This window comes from Streptomyces sp. NPDC057616, assembly GCF_042800575.1.
Taxonomy (GTDB): Bacteria; Actinomycetota; Actinomycetes; order Streptomycetales; family Streptomycetaceae; genus Streptomyces.
The window spans coordinates 74,253-89,994 of sequence record NZ_JBHVGU010000006.1; the positions used below are offsets into that span (position 1 = coordinate 74,253).

The 15,742-nt window shown below is 72.3% G+C and carries 16 protein-coding genes; 8 read left to right on the top strand and 8 right to left on the bottom strand.

What is annotated here, in order from left to right; all coding sequences use genetic code 11:
• Positions 1-8 precede the first annotated feature (8 nt).
• Positions 9-1,046 (bottom strand): DUF3533 domain-containing protein, encoded by a 1,038-nt coding sequence (locus ACFU97_RS09050; protein WP_384252917.1) that lies wholly within the window; start codon positions 1,044-1,046, stop codon positions 9-11.
• Between the two features lie 134 nt (positions 1,047-1,180).
• Between ACFU97_RS09050 and ACFU97_RS09055 the strand changes: the two genes are divergently transcribed.
• Positions 1,181-4,615 (top strand): DNA polymerase III subunit alpha, encoded by a 3,435-nt coding sequence (locus tag ACFU97_RS09055; RefSeq protein ID WP_384252920.1) that lies wholly within the window; start codon positions 1,181-1,183, stop codon positions 4,613-4,615.
• Positions 4,612-5,586, top strand: a complete 975-nt coding sequence (locus ACFU97_RS09060; RefSeq protein ID WP_384252923.1) for a hypothetical protein — start codon at positions 4,612-4,614, stop codon at positions 5,584-5,586. The genes ACFU97_RS09055 and ACFU97_RS09060 overlap by 4 nt, the downstream gene beginning before the upstream one ends.
• A gap of 3 nt (positions 5,587-5,589) precedes the next feature.
• Here the strand turns inward: ACFU97_RS09060 and ACFU97_RS09065 are convergent, their stop codons facing one another.
• Complete coding sequence (locus ACFU97_RS09065) at positions 5,590-5,964, bottom strand: cupin domain-containing protein (protein WP_384252926.1); 375 nt, start codon at positions 5,962-5,964, stop codon at positions 5,590-5,592.
• Positions 5,965-6,070: 106 nt separating this feature from the next.
• Here ACFU97_RS09065 and ACFU97_RS09070 point away from each other — a divergent pair, with 106 nt between their 5' ends.
• Both ACFU97_RS09070 and ACFU97_RS09075 read left to right on the top strand, forming a co-directional pair.
• A complete protein-coding gene (locus ACFU97_RS09070; protein WP_384252929.1) occupies positions 6,071-6,517 on the top strand; it encodes a MarR family winged helix-turn-helix transcriptional regulator in 447 nt (148 codons plus the stop codon).
• A 172-nt stretch (positions 6,518-6,689) separates the two neighbouring features.
• Positions 6,690-7,553, top strand: coding sequence for an esterase/lipase family protein (locus ACFU97_RS09075; RefSeq protein WP_384252932.1), 864 nt, complete (start codon positions 6,690-6,692; stop codon positions 7,551-7,553).
• Positions 7,554-7,614: 61 nt separating this feature from the next.
• Here the strand turns inward: ACFU97_RS09075 and ACFU97_RS09080 are convergent, their stop codons facing one another.
• The gene (locus ACFU97_RS09080) at positions 7,615-8,655 is read right to left on the bottom strand and encodes a lytic polysaccharide monooxygenase (protein WP_384252935.1); all 1,041 of its coding nucleotides are present in this window, start codon (positions 8,653-8,655) and stop codon (positions 7,615-7,617) included.
• 215 nt (positions 8,656-8,870) lie between these two features.
• On the opposite strand from ACFU97_RS09080, the gene ACFU97_RS09085 reads away from it, so the two are divergent.
• Entirely contained in the window at positions 8,871-9,320 is a 450-nt protein-coding gene (locus tag ACFU97_RS09085; RefSeq protein ID WP_384252938.1) for a GNAT family N-acetyltransferase, read from the top strand.
• A 6-nt stretch (positions 9,321-9,326) separates the two neighbouring features.
• On the opposite strand, the gene ACFU97_RS09090 is transcribed toward ACFU97_RS09085, so the two are convergent.
• Positions 9,327-9,461 carry a hypothetical protein gene (locus ACFU97_RS09090; protein ID WP_384252941.1) on the bottom strand — a complete coding sequence of 45 codons (135 nt, stop codon included), beginning with the start codon at positions 9,459-9,461 and terminating at the stop codon, positions 9,327-9,329.
• A gap of 139 nt (positions 9,462-9,600) precedes the next feature.
• Between ACFU97_RS09090 and ACFU97_RS09095 the strand changes: the two genes are divergently transcribed.
• Positions 9,601-10,218 carry a class I SAM-dependent methyltransferase gene (locus ACFU97_RS09095; RefSeq protein ID WP_384252944.1) on the top strand — a complete coding sequence of 206 codons (618 nt, stop codon included), beginning with the start codon at positions 9,601-9,603 and terminating at the stop codon, positions 10,216-10,218.
• Positions 10,219-10,263: 45 nt separating this feature from the next.
• On the opposite strand, the gene ACFU97_RS09100 is transcribed toward ACFU97_RS09095, so the two are convergent.
• Both ACFU97_RS09100 and ACFU97_RS09105 read right to left on the bottom strand, forming a co-directional pair.
• The gene (locus tag ACFU97_RS09100; protein WP_384252947.1) at positions 10,264-10,764 is read right to left on the bottom strand and encodes a DUF402 domain-containing protein; all 501 of its coding nucleotides are present in this window, start codon (positions 10,762-10,764) and stop codon (positions 10,264-10,266) included.
• Positions 10,745-11,677 carry a GNAT family N-acetyltransferase gene (locus ACFU97_RS09105; RefSeq protein WP_384252950.1) on the bottom strand — a complete coding sequence of 311 codons (933 nt, stop codon included), beginning with the start codon at positions 11,675-11,677 and terminating at the stop codon, positions 10,745-10,747. The genes ACFU97_RS09100 and ACFU97_RS09105 overlap by 20 nt, the downstream gene beginning before the upstream one ends.
• Positions 11,678-11,748: 71 nt before the next feature.
• On the opposite strand from ACFU97_RS09105, the gene ACFU97_RS09110 reads away from it, so the two are divergent.
• The gene (locus ACFU97_RS09110) at positions 11,749-12,120 is read left to right on the top strand and encodes a GntR family transcriptional regulator (protein WP_384252953.1); all 372 of its coding nucleotides are present in this window, start codon (positions 11,749-11,751) and stop codon (positions 12,118-12,120) included.
• Positions 12,121-12,177: 57 nt separating this feature from the next.
• Here the strand turns inward: ACFU97_RS09110 and ACFU97_RS09115 are convergent, their stop codons facing one another.
• On the bottom strand, positions 12,178-12,930 hold the full coding sequence (locus ACFU97_RS09115) for a DUF72 domain-containing protein (protein ID WP_384252956.1): 753 nt from the start codon (positions 12,928-12,930) through the stop codon (positions 12,178-12,180).
• Between the two features lie 15 nt (positions 12,931-12,945).
• Complete coding sequence (locus tag ACFU97_RS09120; RefSeq protein ID WP_384252959.1) at positions 12,946-14,040, bottom strand: DUF5925 domain-containing protein; 1,095 nt, start codon at positions 14,038-14,040, stop codon at positions 12,946-12,948.
• Between the two features lie 188 nt (positions 14,041-14,228).
• Between ACFU97_RS09120 and ACFU97_RS09125 the strand changes: the two genes are divergently transcribed.
• Positions 14,229-15,668, top strand: coding sequence for a xylan 1,4-beta-xylosidase (locus ACFU97_RS09125; protein WP_384252962.1), 1,440 nt, complete (start codon positions 14,229-14,231; stop codon positions 15,666-15,668).
• Positions 15,669-15,742: the final 74 nt, after the last annotated feature.

Here is a 15,742-nt window from a genome sequence, read left to right on the forward strand (position 1 = left end):
TCCTGACGTCATGCAACCGACGTCACGGGTTCGCGTTCCGTACGCCGTCGCCCGCGCAGCCCCGCCGCCAGCAGTGTGACCGCGACCCCGCCCACCGCCCACGCGGACAGCACCAGCAGGGCGCCGGTCACCGCGTTGCCCTCGAAGTACGCGATCGAGCGTGCCACCCAGGTGCCGGCTCCCGGTGGCAGCGCCGGCCCGATCGCCTTCCAGAACGGCGGCAGCATCGGCAGCGGGAAGGCGCCGCCCGCGCTCGGATTGCCCAGCACCACCACGATCAGGATCGCCAGGCCGATGCCGACGATCCCGAACAGCCCCTGAAGGGCGAGCGTCGCGGCCCCGACCGCGAAGGTGACCAGCGCACCGAGTCCCCACAAGCCCATGACACTTCCCGGCAGGGCGCCCAGGATCGGGCCCACGATCACCGCTCCGCCGAGCCCGCCGACGATCGACACCAGCGCCATGGCGAGCAGCCGGATCGCCGCGCGGCTCAGGTTGGCGGGCCGCGCGCCCGAGCTGATCGCCAGGATCGAGGCGCACAGATAGCCGCCCACGCACCAGCCCACGACCAGATAGAAGGACGACAGCCCGTCGAAGTCCTCGGACGAGGCCGGTGCCACGTCGACGGTCCGCAGGGCCCGCTGCTGGGAGGCCTCCAGCACGGTGAGGTACTTCTCCAGCGTGTTCGCGAGGACCGTACCGCCGCCGCTCGCGACCAGCAGCGTGTCGGTGGTGCGGGCCGGGTCGATCAGCAGCGCGCCGTCGATGTCCCGGTCCAGGATCTGCTGCCGGGCCGTGGCCTCGTCGGCGACCACCCGCGGGTCCAGCGGGGTGCCGGGCAGCCGCTCCAGCCGGGTCACCGCCTGCTGCGCCGCGCCCGCCGGCGCCACCACCCCGAAGGGCACGTCCTTGGGCGCGGGGCTGTGCAGCGCGCCCACGTAGGAGGCGATGAACAGCAGCTGGAGGGCGATCACGCCGATGACCAGCAGTGTGGCGCGCGGGCTGACCGCGTCCCGCGCCTCGGCGAGAAAGGTCCTCTGTGTCATGTCCCCACGGTCCGAGGCGGCGGTCGTTTCCGCAGGTGGGAAGGGGCCGAACGGTTGTCGTACATGCATTCGAATTTTGGTCTATGGTGGGGGTGGGGCAGTCGGGAACAGATGTTCGACAGCAGGAGGTGCGGGTGCCAGGCTTCACCCATCTGCACACCGTCTCCGGGTTCTCCCTGCGCTACGGCGCCTCGCACCCGGAGCGGCTGGCGGAGCGCGCCTCCGAGCGGGGCATGGACGCCCTCGCACTCACCGACCGCGACACCCTCGCCGGCGCGGTCCGCTTCATCAAGGCCTGCGCGAAGGCGGGCGTCCGCCCGCTGTTCGGTGTCGACCTCGCGGTGGAGCGGCCCGCGCGGACGCGGGAGGACGACGCCGTACGACGGGAAAGGCGCCGCACCCCCGTGCGCGGCGGCGTCTTCGTCGACGAGTCGGCGCCCCGCGCCACCTTCCTCGCCCGGGACGGCGCCCGCGGCTGGGCCGATCTGTGCCGGCTGGTCAGCGCGGCCCACGGCGGCGAGGGCCCGCCCCTGCTGCCCTGGGCCGGCAACCGCGCCTACGGTCTGACCGTCCTGCTCGGCCCCGCCTCCGACGTCGGCCTCGCGCTGGCCGCGGGGCGTCCGGACCGGGCCGCGAAGCTCCTCGCGCCCTGGCGCGAGATCTACGGCGACGCCCTGCGCCTGGAGGTCGTCTGGCACGGCCGCCAGGGCACCGGCGCCGGCTCCCTGCGCCTGGCCGCCCGCACCGTCGGCTTCGCCGCCGAGCAGCACGTCCGGCCGGTGCTGAGCAACGCCGTCCGCTACGCCGACCCGGGCCTCGGCCCGGTCGCCGACGTCCTGGACGCGGCCCGCCGGCTGGTTCCGGTCGACCCGGCGAAGGAACTGGACTCGGGAGAGGCCTGGCTCAAGGACGCGGGCGCCATGCGGCACGCGGCCGAGCGGATCGTGGAGGCCGCGGGCTACCGGCGCGACACCGCCGACCGGCTGCTGGAGCAGACGCAGGCGACGGCCGCGGAGTGCCTGGTGGACCCCGAGGACGACCTCGGCATGGGCGCCGTCCACTTCCCCGAGGCGCACCTGGTCGGCGCAGGCCGCCGCACCGCCCAGCGCGCGCTGGCCTCCCGGGCGGCGGCCGGGATGGTGCGGCACGGTTACTCCGGCAGGCGCGCCTACTGGGAGCGGATGCACCACGAGCTGGACATCATCGCCCACCACGGCTTCGCCTCCTACTTTCTGACGGTCGCTCAAGTGGTGGACGACGTACGGGACATGGGCATCCGGGTGGCCGCGCGGGGCTCCGGCGCGGGCTCCTTGGTCAACCACCTCCTGGGCATCGCCAACGCCGATCCGGTCGAGCACGGGCTGCTGATGGAGCGGTTCCTGTCCAAGGAGCGCGTGGTGCTCCCCGACATCGACATCGACGTGGAGTCCGCGCGCCGTCTGGAGGTCTACCGCGCGATCATCGACCGGTTCGGCGAGGAGCGGGTCTCGACCGTCGCGATGCCGGAGACCTACCGGGTGCGGCACGCGATCCGTGACGTCGGCGCGGCCCTGTCCATGGACCCGGCCGAGATCGACCGCGTCGCCAAGTCCTTCCCGCACATTCGTGCCCGCGACGCCCGCGCGGCCCTCGACGAGCTGCCCGAACTCAAGGCGCTGGCAGGGGAGAAGCAGCGCTACGGGCGGCTGTGGGAACTGGTCGAGGCGCTCGACGCCCTGCCGCGCGGAGTCGCCATGCACCCCTGCGGAGTGCTCCTGTCCGACGCCTCCCTCCTCTCCCGTACGCCGGTCGTGCCGACCAGCGGCGAGGGGCTGCCCATGTCGCAGTTCGACAAGGAGGACGTGGAGGACCTCGGGCTGCTCAAGCTCGACGTGCTCGGCGTGCGGATGCAGTCGGCGATGGCGCACGCGGTCGCCGAGGTGGAGCGGGCGACGGGGGAGCGGGTCGACCTGGACGCACTGGAGGACGGGGACCCGGCGACGTATCAACTCATCCGCTCCACCGAGACGCTGGGCTGCTTCCAGATCGAGTCGCCGGGCCAGCGGGACCTGGTGGGACGGCTGCAGGCGGCCACCTTCCACGACCTGGTCGTCGACATCTCGCTCTTCCGGCCCGGCCCGGTCGCGGCCGACATGGTGCGGCCGTTCATCGAGGCGCGGCACGGCCGGGCGCCGGTCCGCTATCCGCACCCGGATCTGGAGGAGCCGCTGAAGGGGACGTACGGGGTCGTCGTCTTCCACGAGCAGATCATCGACATCGTCGCCGCCATGACCGGCTGCGGGCGCGGCGAGGCGGACCGGGTGCGGCGCGGGCTGTCCGACCCGGAGTCGCAGGGCCGGATCAAGGTGTGGTTCGCGCAGCACGCGGCGGCCGGGGGCTATGACGCAGAAACGATTCGGCGCACCTGGGAGATCGTCGAGGCCTTCGGCAGCTACGGCTTCTGCAAGGCGCACGCGGTCGCCTTCGCCGTGCCGACGTACCAGTCCGCCTGGCTGAAGGCGCACCATCCGGCCGCCTTCTACGCTGGCCTGCTCACGCACGACCCCGGGATGTACCCCAAGCGGCTGCTGCTGGCGGACGCGCGCCGGCGCGGGGTGCCGGTGCTGCCGCTGGACGTGAACCGGTCGGCGGTCGCACACTCTATCGAACTGGTGTCTGAATCACCGGCGCGATGGGGGCTGCGGCTGGCCCTCTCCGACGTGCACGGCATCAGCGAGGCGGAGGCGGCGCGGATCGCGGACGGTCAGCCGTACGCCTCACTGCTGGACTTCTGGGAGCGCGCCCGCCCGAGCCGGCCGCTCGCCCAACGACTCGCGCAGGTCGGCGCGTTGGACGCCTTCGGTGCCAACCGCCGTGATCTGCAACTGCACTTGACCGAGCTCCACCGGGGCGCCCGGGGCGCGGGCGGAGGCCAGCTGCCGCTGGCGGGCGGGCGGAGGACGGCGCCGGCCGGACTGCCGGACCTGTCCGAGGCGGAGAAGCTGAGCGCCGAGCTGGGGGTGCTGTCGATGGACGCCTCCCGCAACCTCATGGATGACCACCGGGCCTTCCTCGACGAGCTGGGCGTGGTCTCCGCGCGCCGGCTGCGCGAGGCCCGGCACGGCGAGACGGTGCTGGTCGCGGGCGCCAAGGCGGCGACCCAGACCCCGCCGATCCGCTCCGGAAAGCGGGTCATCTTCTCCACCCTGGACGACGGCACGGGCCTGGTCGACCTCGCCTTCTTCGACGACTCGCACGACGCCTGCGCCCACACCGTCTTCCACTCCTGGCTGCTGCTGGTGCGCGGAGTGGTGCAGCGGCGCGGCCCGCGCAGCCTCAGCGTGGTGGGCTCCGCCGCGTGGAACCTCGCGGAACTGGTCGAACTGCGCACCGAGGGCGGCCTCGACGAGGTGGCGGCGCGGCTGGCGGAACCCGTGCCGGAGGGGACGGGCGGCGATCCGGCACGCGGACGGCGAATCCAGATGCCCACCGGCTACGAAATGAATCCATGGGCCGATCTGCGACCGGCCGGTCAAGAGCCGTCACGAGTACGGAAGTTGTGGCACCAGAGCCCGGGGAGTGCGGGATGACCATTCTGTGCGTACGTTTCCAGCCCGCCCCGGCGGGCGAGGCGGCCCTGCCGGGGCTGCTCGGACTCCTGGAGGAGTTCACGCCGGTCGTCGAGGCGCTGCCGCCGGACGGGGCGCTCGCCGATCTGCGCGGCGCCGAACGGTACTTCGGGCGCAGCGCGGTCGAACTGGCGGCGGTGATCCGGGTGCGCGCCCTGGCCCTGTACGGCGTGGACTGCGTGATCGGCGCCGGTCCGGGCCCGATGCTGGCCCGCGTGGCACTGTGCGACGCCCGGCCGGGGCTGACGCGCGCGGTGCCCGAAGACCCCGACGGCATCGCGGAGTTCCTCGCGGACCGGCCGGTCACCGCCCTGCCCGGCGTCGGCACCGCCACCGCGCGCACCCTCGGCGACTACGGCCTCGACACGCTGGGCCGGGTCGCCGCAGCACCGCTCGCCACGCTCCAGCGCCTGATCGGTGCGAAGGCGGCCCGCGACCTGCACGAGAAGGCCGGCGGCGTCGACCGCGGCCGGGTCGTCCCCAACGCCGTCTCGCGTTCGCTCGCCGCCGAACGCCCCTTCACCCGGGACGAGTTGTCCCCGGAACGGCACCGCCGCGCACTGCTGTCCGCCGCCGAGGAACTGGGCGCCCGGCTGCGCGCCCTCGACAAGGTCTGCGGCGCGCTCAGCCTCACCGTGCGCTATGCCGACCGCACCTCCACGACCCGCACGCGCACCCTGAAGGAACCCACCGCCCATTCCGCCGCCCTGACCAGGACGGCGTACGAGATGTACGAGAGCCTCGGCCTCCAGCGTGCCCGGGTCCGGGCCCTGGTCCTGCGCGCCGAGTCCCTCGCGTCCGCCGAACAGTCCTCCTACCAGCTCACCTTCGACCCGGTGGACGAGAAGGTCCGCCGCATCGAGGAGGTGACGGACCGCGTGCGGGCGAAGTTCGGGCCGCGCGCGGTGATGCCGGGGGCGATGGTGGCGTAGCGCTCAGTTGGCCCAGGGCGGGGTGATCCGGGTGCCGTCGGCCAGCTCCGCCTCCAGGCCGATGGACGTCGTGACCCAGGAGATCGCCGTCTGGTCGGTGGGGTTCTGGACTACCAGGGTCGCGCCCGGGTTGACGACGACCGTGTCGCCCGCGGTGATGCGGTCGGTGCGGCCGTCGAGGGTGATGAGCAGTTCGCCGATGAGCAGGTGGAAGATCTCCTCGCGGCTGACGGTGTGCTCGGGGGCCCTGGTGCCGGGCGGGATCTCGCCGCGCCAGGCGCAGAGCTCCTTGCTGCCGGTGAGCGGGGTGGCGTACGAGACGAAGCGGGCGCCGTGGATCTCGTGGGTGACGGCTTCGGACGTGCGGATGACGGGCATGGCTGCCTTTCGGTGACGGGAGACGGGCAGATGGTCAAGTAGCTTGACCATCTGTCTCTATGGTCAAGCTGCTTGACCAACACGTCAAGGGTGTTTCAATGCCTCCGTGCAGAACTCCGAGGCCATGGCCCTGTCCGCCGCCCTGCTCGCCGTCGCCGGCGAGCTCACCCAGCGCATCCACGAGGGGGTGGTCGCGCGCGGCTTCGAGGGGATCCGGCCCGCGCACGGGTTCGCCTTCACCCGGCTCGCCCCGGACGGCGCGACCGTGACCGAGCTGGCCGCGCATCTCGGGGTGACCAAGCAGGCCGCGAGCCAGCTCGTCGACGAGATCGTGCGCAAGGGGTACGCCGAGCGGCGGTCGCACCCCGACGACGCGAGGGCACGTCTGGTGATGCTGACCGAGCGGGGGTGGGCGTGCACCCGGGCCGCGGAGGAGGCCGCCGCGGAGGTGGTGCAGGCGTGGGCGCGCCTGCTCGGGGAGGGGCAAGTGCGGGCTCTGCGCGACCAGTTGACGCGGATTGCGCCCTATGGCCCCATCAGGCCCGCCTGGTGACGGTGTGTCAGGGGCTACCGGCGAGTCGGTTATCACTGGAAGTTTTTACCGACGCGTAACTTCACACTTGCACTACTCGCCCGTAACTTGACGGGTGAACAGCATCCTTCGTGATCCGGATCACAGGGCGTAAGGCCATCGCAACTCCCTTGAGCCGCAAGGAGATCACACGATGCTGCCCTGGAAACGACTGCTCAGACCTCTCGCCGCCCTGTTGCTGACAGCCTCGGTCGCCGTCGTCCCCGCCGCCACCGTCGCCCAGGCCTCCTCCGCTCCGAGCTCCGGCTGGAACGACTACTCCTGCAAGCCCTCGACCGCTCATCCGCGTCCCGTGGTCCTGGTCCACGGCACCTTCGGCAACTCCGTCGACAACTGGCTCGCCCTCGCCCCCTACTTGGAGAACCGCGGCTACTGCGTCTTCTCCATGGACTACGGCCAGCTGTCGGGTGTCCCCGTCTTCTACGGCCTCGGCCCCATCGACAAGTCGGCCGAGCAGCTCTCCGCCTACGTCGACAAGGTGCTGACCGCGACCGGCGCCGCAAAGGCCGACGTCGTCGGCCACTCCCAGGGCGGCATGATGCCCCGCTACTACCTCAAGTTCCTCGGCGGAGCCGCCAAGGTGAACGCCCTCGTCGGCATCGCGCCCGACAACCACGGCACCGACCTGGACGGCCTGACCAACCTGCTCCCGTACTTCCCGGGCGCCGCCGACCTGTTGTCCAAGAACACGCCCGGCCTGGCCGACCAGATGGCCGGGTCCGCCTTCCTCACCAAGCTCAACGCCGGCGGCGACACCGTCCCCGGCGTCCACTACACGGTCATCGCCACCAAGCACGACGAGGTGGTCACGCCGTACAGCAGCCAGTTCCTGAGCGGTTCCGACGTGCACAACGTCCTGATCCAGAACCTGTGTTCGCTCGACCTCTCGGAGCACGTCCTGATCGGTCTCACCGACCGGATCGCCTTCCACGAGGTGGCCAACGCGCTCGACCCGGCCCATGCCACCACGACCACCTGCGCGTCGGTGCTGAGCTGACGCACACTTCGGGGCCTGTCCGACCTGAGCCGCCGGACAGGCCCCGCCCCCCGTGGGGCCGCTACGGCCGGCCGTGCCGCCCGGCGCCGGTCGCGCGCCTGCGGACGGAGGCGAACAGGGCCGCCGCGCCGAGGGCCAGGGCGGCCGCTCCGCCCATGGCGAGGTACGGGGTGCTGCCGCTGCCCCCGGTCTCGGCGAGGTTCTGCGAGGCACCGGCCACCGTCGGCTCGTCGACGGCGGCCGCCTCGGCGGTGATCCGGGGCTCGGCCGACGTGGAAGCGTCCTGGTCGCCGTGGCCGTGGTGCTCGACCCTCGACCTGTCCGCACCCGCCGCGATCTGCGCGTCGGAGGGCGCCGAGGCGGTCGGAGCCGGCGTCGAACCGGCCGCCGTAGCACTGCCGTTGCCGCTGGTGCCGGTGTTCCCGCTGCTGCCGGTGTTTCCGCCGCCGCCGCTCGCGGTGGCGCCGCCGAAGGTGACGTCCGAGCAGGAGTAGAAGGCCTCGGGGCTGTCCGAGCGCTGCCAGATCGCATACAGCAGCTGCTTGCCCGAGCGCTGGGGGAGCGTGCCGGAGAAGGTGTAGAAGCCGCCCGAGGCGACCGGGTCGGTGGCCGTCGCCACCGGGTGCTCCAGGTCCAGGTCCGACCAGGCCAGCGGCTTCGCCGGGTCGTAGCCCGCCTTGGTCAGGTACACCGTGAAGGTGCCCTTGTGGGGAGCGGTCACACGGTACTTGAAGGTGTACGCGCCGCTCTGCACGCTCGTCGCGGGCCAGTCGGCGCGGGCCAGGTCGAGGCCCTTGAACTCCTCGTTGTTCGCGCTGCACAGCTTGCCGTCCGGGATCAGCTTCCGGTGCTGCCCGGCGGCGTCCCCGATGCGGATGCCGTTCCAGTCGTAGAGCGCCTGGGTGCCGCCGGCCGCGACCGCCGCCTTGCACGCGGCGGACCTGGGGCTCTCCGGGTTCTCCGCGTAGCACTGCGAGACCCGGCTGACCGGGTCGCCCATCGTGCCGTGCGCCGACGCCGGGGCGGCGGCGAGCGCGGTCAGGGCGAGCGGGGCGGCGCCGAGGACGGCGAGCGTGGCGACCTTGCGGCGGCGTGCGGGCATGCGGAATCTCCTCGGAACGGTCCAGATGCGTGGGGTCGATCCCGCGGACGGGAGACCCGGACGGGCGGGTCCCGAGCGGGGCGGATCCCGTGGGGGTGCGATCAGAAACTAGCCCCGAGAACGCGTGAAATCGCCTGCTGGAGGCGGGTGATGGAGATCCTTATGGTCGCGTTAAGGGAGTGCTCAGACTGGGATCAGGTAATAGCGTGCGCGGCATGGGAGACGACGAGATCCGGCCGGCCGTCGCCGCCGACGTGGCGGCCGTGAAGGCCGTGACCGACGCCGCGTACCACCCCTACATCGAGCGCATCGGCGTGGTTCCGGTGCCGATGGAGGCGGACCACGCGGCGAACGTGGCCGCGGGGAAGGTGTTCGTGACGGGGGACCCCGTCATCGGGCTCGTGGTGCTCGAGGAGCACGACGACCATCTGTTCCTCGACAGCATCGCCGTCCACCCCGACGCGCACGGCAGGGGAGTGGGACGGCGGCTGCTGCTGTTCGTGGACGCACGCGCGCGTGCGCTCGGTCTGCCCGAGGTCAGGCTCTACACCAACGCGATGATGTGGGAGAACCGGAAGATCTATCCGAAGTACGGCTACGAGGCCGTGGAACAGCGTGTGGACGGTCCCTACGACCGCATCCACTACCGCAAACGGCTGGACTGACCGGCGTCAGCCGTCGGGCCACCATGTTCGCGCGATGTCTCGGCGCACCTCCGGACGTCCGGAAGGACGCTCGTCGGCCTCGTCGCGGACCCTGCGCGAGTCCGTCTTCTTCAGGGGCTTCTGCACAGTGGTCCGGCGCATGGCTGCCTCCTTCAGTGCCCACCGAGTTCCGCGTTCTCACGGAGGTAGACCCTTGACGGGAGGGTGACTCATCGGTCCGGGTCTGTCTGTGGCCGCTGTCACCATTCGACTGTCAGTGGCGGGTGTCACTCTTGGGCGCATGACGGATGACAACGGGGGCCTGACCGGCGCGGACGTCGACTGGGACGCGCAGGCCGCCTCCTTCGACGACGAGCCGGACCACGGACTGCGCGATCCGGAGGTGCGGCGGGCCTGGGCCGGACGGCTCGCCTCCTGGCTGCCCGAGCGGGCGAGCGACGTCCTCGATCTCGGCTGCGGCACGGGCAGTCTGTCACTCCTCGCGGCCGAGCAGGGGCACCACGTGACCGGCGTGGACGCGTCCGCGGCGATGGTCGGCCGCGCCAGAGCCAAGCTGGCCGGCCGTGACGCCGTGTTCCTCGTCGGTGACGCGGCGGCACCGCCGGTGGGGGAGCAGCGCTTCGACGTCGTGCTCGTACGGCACGTGCTGTGGACCCTGCCCGCTCCCGGCCGCGCCCTGCGGCACTGGCGCGGGCTGCTGCGGCCGGGAGGCCGGCTCGTCCTGGTCGAGGGCGTCTGGGGCACGGCCGCGCCGGTGGGCATACCGGCCGACGTCCTGACCGGTCTCCTCGCCCCGCTCGTCACGGGCGAGGTGCGGGTGGTGCGGCTGTCCGATCAGACGGCGCTGTGGGGCAAGGACGTGGCGGACGAGCGGTATGCGGTGGTGGCCGTGGTGTGAGCCCGGCCGGTCCGGCCGGGCGCCCGCACCGCGTCCGGGTGGCGCTCAGCGCACCAGCGCCCCGAAGTCACCGCCGCGCGCCAGCGCCTCCAGCGCGTCCAGCGCGGCCACCGCCGCCGCGGCGGCCTCCGGGTCCGTCTCCGCCAGGCCGCTCGCCGCGAACTCGTCCTCGTCCAGGCGGCGCACCTCGCGGCCGTCGGCCGAGCGCCACAGGTCCAGGTCGAGGTCCTCGACGACCAGCTCGGTGCCGGAGCGCACCGCGGGGCGGGTGATGTCGCAGTACCAGCCCTTGCGCACGCCCGCGGAGTCGCGTACCTCCTTCACCGAGTACCAGCGGTCCCGCCAGTAGTGCTCCGTGAAGACGTCGCCCTTCTCGAAGCGCACGAACCCGAAGTCGCGCACGCCCTCGCCCGCCCAGGGGGCCCGGACAGCGATGTGCGTGCCGTCGTCGCCGAGCAGCTCCGCGGCGTAACGGATCTTCGTACGGCCCGCCTTGACGAGGACGACGTCCAGCAGGGCGCCTCGCTCAGCCGAGTTCACGGACATACCGCACCTCCGTCGCGCAGATCTCGTACCCGAACCACTTGTTGATCGCGAGCATCGGGTCGTTGCCCACGTCGTTGCCCGTGAGCGCCTGGGTGTAGCCGGCGGCGCGGGCACGGTGCAGGGAGTCGTTCTTGGCGAGCTTCGCCAGGCCCCGGCCGCGGAAGGCACGGGCGGTGCCGGTCATGGCGGTGACGTAGCGGCCGGTCGGGGCGTCCGTGTACGCCACGCTGAACGCGGCCGGGCGGCCCTCGGCGAAGGCGACGGTGGTCAGCTCCCGGTCGAGCAGCGGGTGCCGCCAGTTCTCCGCGATCCAGTTCTCGTAGTCGGAGAACTCGGTGTCCACGTCGCTCGGTTCGTCCTGCGTGGTCTCCGCGTCCAGCTCGAACAGCGGGCGCGGGTCGTCCGCGAGGTCGGCCGCCGAGCGCAACTCCACACCGGGCGGCGGGGACTGGAGCGGCGGCAGCGCGCCCCCGGCCAGGTCGAGACGGAGGAAGTGGGCGGAGCGGCTGGCGCCGTAGCCGTGCCGCTCGGCGAAGGCCCGGTTGGCCGGCTCGTCCAGCACCCAGGCGAACAGCTTCGTCGCGCCGTGCGCGGTGAGGTGCTCCTCGGCGGTGCGGACCAGCAGGTCGCCGGCGCCGCGGCGGGTCCGGTCCGGGTGGACGTAGATGTTGAGCATCCCCTGGCCCGGTTCCGGGCTGTCGTGCGCCAGTTGGACCTGGGCCGTGCCGATCACCTCGCCGTCCTCCTCCGCCACGAGCGACCGGAAGCGCGCGTCGGGGTGGGTGTGGGCGAGACGGTGCAGGACGGCGTCCGCGGTCCACAGGATGTACGGGAGGGCGAGGTGCCGTACCCGGGCGAAGGCCTCGACGTCGGACCGGTCCTCGGGGCGCAGGTCGCGCACGATCACAGTCATGTGCGCGCACGCTACGGGGGGACACGCCCCTGCGCCTCTCATTTTCCGGCGGGTGCGGGAGAATCGGCAGCGTGACCTTGAAGATCCACATCGACGACAGTGCCGCGCCGTACGAGCAGGTGCGGGCGCAGATCTCCGAGCAGGCGCGGTCGGGCGTGCTGCCGGTGGGCTACCGGCTGCCGACCGTGCGTGGGCTCGCCGAGTCGCTCGGCCTCGCGGCGAACACGGTCGCCAAGGCCTACCGCGCGCTGGAGGGCGACGGGGTGATCGAGACCCGGGGGCGCAACGGCACGTACGTCGCCGCCGCGGGCTCCGCGGCCGAGCGTGAGGTGGCCTCGGCCGCGCAGGCCTACGTCGAGCGGGTCCGGCGGCTGGGCCTGGACCAGGAAGCCGCGCTCACCGCCGTGCGGGACGCCCTGCGGGCGGTCTACGGCGGGGACTGAGCGAACGGGGAGTGCGACGAGCGAGGGGCAGGGCCGGACGAACGGCGGGAGCGGGCGTCATCGTGCGCGGGTGACCTCCAGGTCCGCCGCGTGCGCCGCCCTCGCGAAGGTCTTCGCGTCCTCCACCGCCGCCCCGTTCGGATCGTTGTTGAAGTACGCGTACACGTCCTCGCCGGGACCCCAGGTCTCCGCGATCCGCTCCACCCACGTCCGCAGGGCCTGGCGCCCGTAGCGCGGCCAGGCCTGCGCGCGGCCCTCGTGGAAGCGCACGTAGCCCCAGTCGGTGGTGCGCCACAGCGGGCTCCTCGGCCGGGCCCGCACATCGGCCCAGCACAGGGCCGCCTCATGGGCCCGGAGGACAGCGCGGATCTCCTCCGTCCACCAGGAGTCGTGCCGCGGCTCGACCGCGACCCGCGTACCGGACGGGAAGCAGGCCAGGCATGCGTCGAGCAGTCCCGCGTCCGCCTTCAGCGTCGGCGGGAGCTGGAGGAGCAGCGGGCCCAGCCGGTCGCCGAGGCCGGCCGCGTGGCTCATCAGGCGCTCGACCGGCTCCCGCGGCTCGCGCAGCCTTCTGATGTGGGTCAGATACCGGCTGACCTTGACCGCCACCACGAAGTCCCGCGGCACCCGGTCCCGCCAGGCCTCGAAGTTCTCCCGGGTCGGCAGGCGGTAGAACGCGTTGTTGATCTCCACCGTGGCGAAGTGCTCCGTGTACTCCTCGAGCCACAGCCGCTGCGGGCACCGGTCCGGATAGAAGACCCCCCGCCAGTCCTTGTACTGCCACCCCGACGTCCCGACGAACAGGGTCATGTCTCCATCAAAGCACTACAGGTACAGCCCCGCGTCCGCCCCGTCCCGGGGCTCCGGGAGTGCCGTCGGGGACGTGCCCCGGCGCAGTGCGTACAGCTCCGCCAGCGTGGCGCCCTCGCGGCCCACGCCCTCCTCGGTGCCCAGCCAGTTCACCGCCTCACGGCGGGTCAGCTGCCCCACCTCGATACGGGCCAGGCAGCGTCCGGGGCGGACCACGGCCGGGTGCAGGCGCTCCAGGTCCTCGTTGGTCGTCACCCCCACCAGGACGTTGCGCCCCTGGCCCAGCAGGCCGTCGGTCAGGTTGAGCAGCCGGGACAGGGCCTGACCGGCCGTGTGCTTGGCCTCGCCGCGGATCAGCTCGTCGCAGTCCTCCAGGAGCAGCAGCCGCCAGCGGCCCTTGCCCGTGCCGTCCTCCTCGCCGATGGCGATGTCCATCAGATAGCCGACGTCGGAGAACAGCCGCTCCGGGTCGAGCACGCAGTCCACCTGGCACCAGTCCCGCCAGGAGCGGGCGAGGGTGCGCAGCGCCGAGGTCTTGCCGGTGCCGGGCGGGCCGTGCAGCAGGAGCAGCCGGCCCGCGATGTCCTCCGGTGTCGTCTTCATCAGGCGGTCCATCGCCTCGGCCACCGGCGCGGTGTAGTTCTCCCGCACCTCGTCCCAGGTGCCCGCGGAGATCTGCCGGGTGGTGCGGTGCGGGCCGCGCCGCGGGGAGACGTACCAGAAGCCCATCGTCACGTTCTCCGGCTGGGGTTCGGGCTCGTCCGCCGCGCCGTCCGTGGCCTGGTCGAGGACCTTCTGCGCCAGCTCCTCGCTGGTCGCCGTCACCGTGACGTCCGCGCCGCGGTTCCAGCGGGAGACCAGCAGCGTCCAGCCGTCGCCTTCCGCGAGCGTGGCGCTGCGGTCGTCGTCGCGGGCCACGCGCAGCACGCGCGCGCCCGGTGGCAGGAGCGTCGCACCCGACCGGACGCGGTCGATGTTCGCCGCGTGCGAGTACGGCTGCTCGCCCGTCGCGAACCGGCCGAGGAACAGCGCGTCGACGACGTCGGACGGCGAGTCGCTGTCGTCGACGTTGAGCCGGATCGGCAGAGCTTCGTGCGGGTGCGCAGACATGCCGTCCATGATCCGTCACGAGGACGCCGCATGCACCCGGTTTCCGCCGTGCGTCCGGTGTGTCGGCCGTGTCCCCCATGCCGGATGGTTCCGATTCGGCCGCCTGCCCGTCCCGTCCGGCCTGTTACAGACCTGTGCATTCACAACATCTGCCCTACCTGGCGGCTACACGGTTACTGTTGCCCTCGATGGGACGTCATGAGTGGACTTCGGGGGCACGGCGGTGGCGGCTCACCGCGCTGCTCGGGGTGGGCGTGGCAGCGCTGGCGCTGATCGTGACCCTCATCAACACGCTGCCGGGCGGCGGCGGAAGCACGGCGGGCACCTCGCGCAACGGCGACTCGGTGCACGGCACCCCGGTGACCCCGCCGGACCAGGACAAGCCCGAGGTGGGCTGGGGCTTCACGCACACCCAGTACAGCGCCGACGAGGGCGACCCGGCCGCCACCGACCGGGTGGAGCAGCTGATCTCCGGCGCCGGGGGCATGCCCCAGGACCAGGCGATCATGGGCTGGGGCGCCGACAACCCCGAGCCGGTGAAGGGGCGTTACGACTTCGGCGCGATGGACCGCCGTATCGACTTCATCCGCAAGTCCGGCGGGACCCCGGTCGTCACGCTGTGCTGCTCCCCGGACTGGATGAAGGGCGGCAAGGCCGGCGTCGACAACACGAACTGGAGCCAGTCCGCGCTGGAGACGGCTCCCGAGCCGCAGCACTACGCCGACTTCGCCGCGCTCGCCGCGACCGTTGCCAAGCGCTACCCGGACGTACGCCACTTCATCGTCTGGAACGAGTTCAAGGGCTTCTGGAACGACGCCAAGGGCCGCTGGGACTACGAGGGTTACACCAAGCTCTACAACCTGGTCTACAAGGCCCTGAAGAAGGTCGACAAGAAGATCATGGTCGGCGGGCCGTACCTGGTCATGGACAGCGTCGACCCGCGCGCGGACGAGGCCTCCGCGACCTTCAAGGGGCCCTGGGGCGCCATGGACCAGCGCGTCCTGGACGCCTTCGACTACTGGAACAGGAACAAGGCGGGCGCCGACTTCGTCGTCGTGGACGGCTCCAGCTACACCAACGACGACGAGACGCTGCCCGACGAGTTCGCGGCGACCGACAAGTTCACCGCCGTCGGCACCTGGGTGCGCCGGCAGACCGGCAACCTGCCGCTGTGGTGGTCGGAGTACTACGTCGAACCCGCCGACGGCCAGGACGAGCGCACGGGCTGGTCGGAGACCCGCCGCGTCGCCGTCCAGGCCGCGGGGATGATCGCCATGGTCAAGGGCGGCGCCTCCTCCGGCTTCTACTGGAACCCGGAGGACGAGAAGGGCGACGGCTGCGCCGGCTGCCTGTGGACGCCCACCGACCGCTCGGACGGCGGCCGGAAGCTGCCCATGTTCGACCTGGTCTCCCGCTTCCACCAGGCGTTCCCGCCCGGCACCCGGTACGCGCGCGTGTCCGTCGCCGCGGACGACGTGCCCAACGTCCGCGTGCTCGCCACCGACCGGACCGTCCTGGTGGTCAACACCCTGGACCGGTCGATCAGCGCCAAGGTCGACGGCAAGCGGTTCGAGATGCAGGCGTACGAAGTGAAGTGGGGGGGGGGAGGAGGGGGGGGGGGGGGGTGAGTGGGTGGGGGGGGGGGTGTGGGGTGGGGGAGGGGGGGAGGAGAGAAGGGAGGAGAGAAACACAGCAGGGAAAG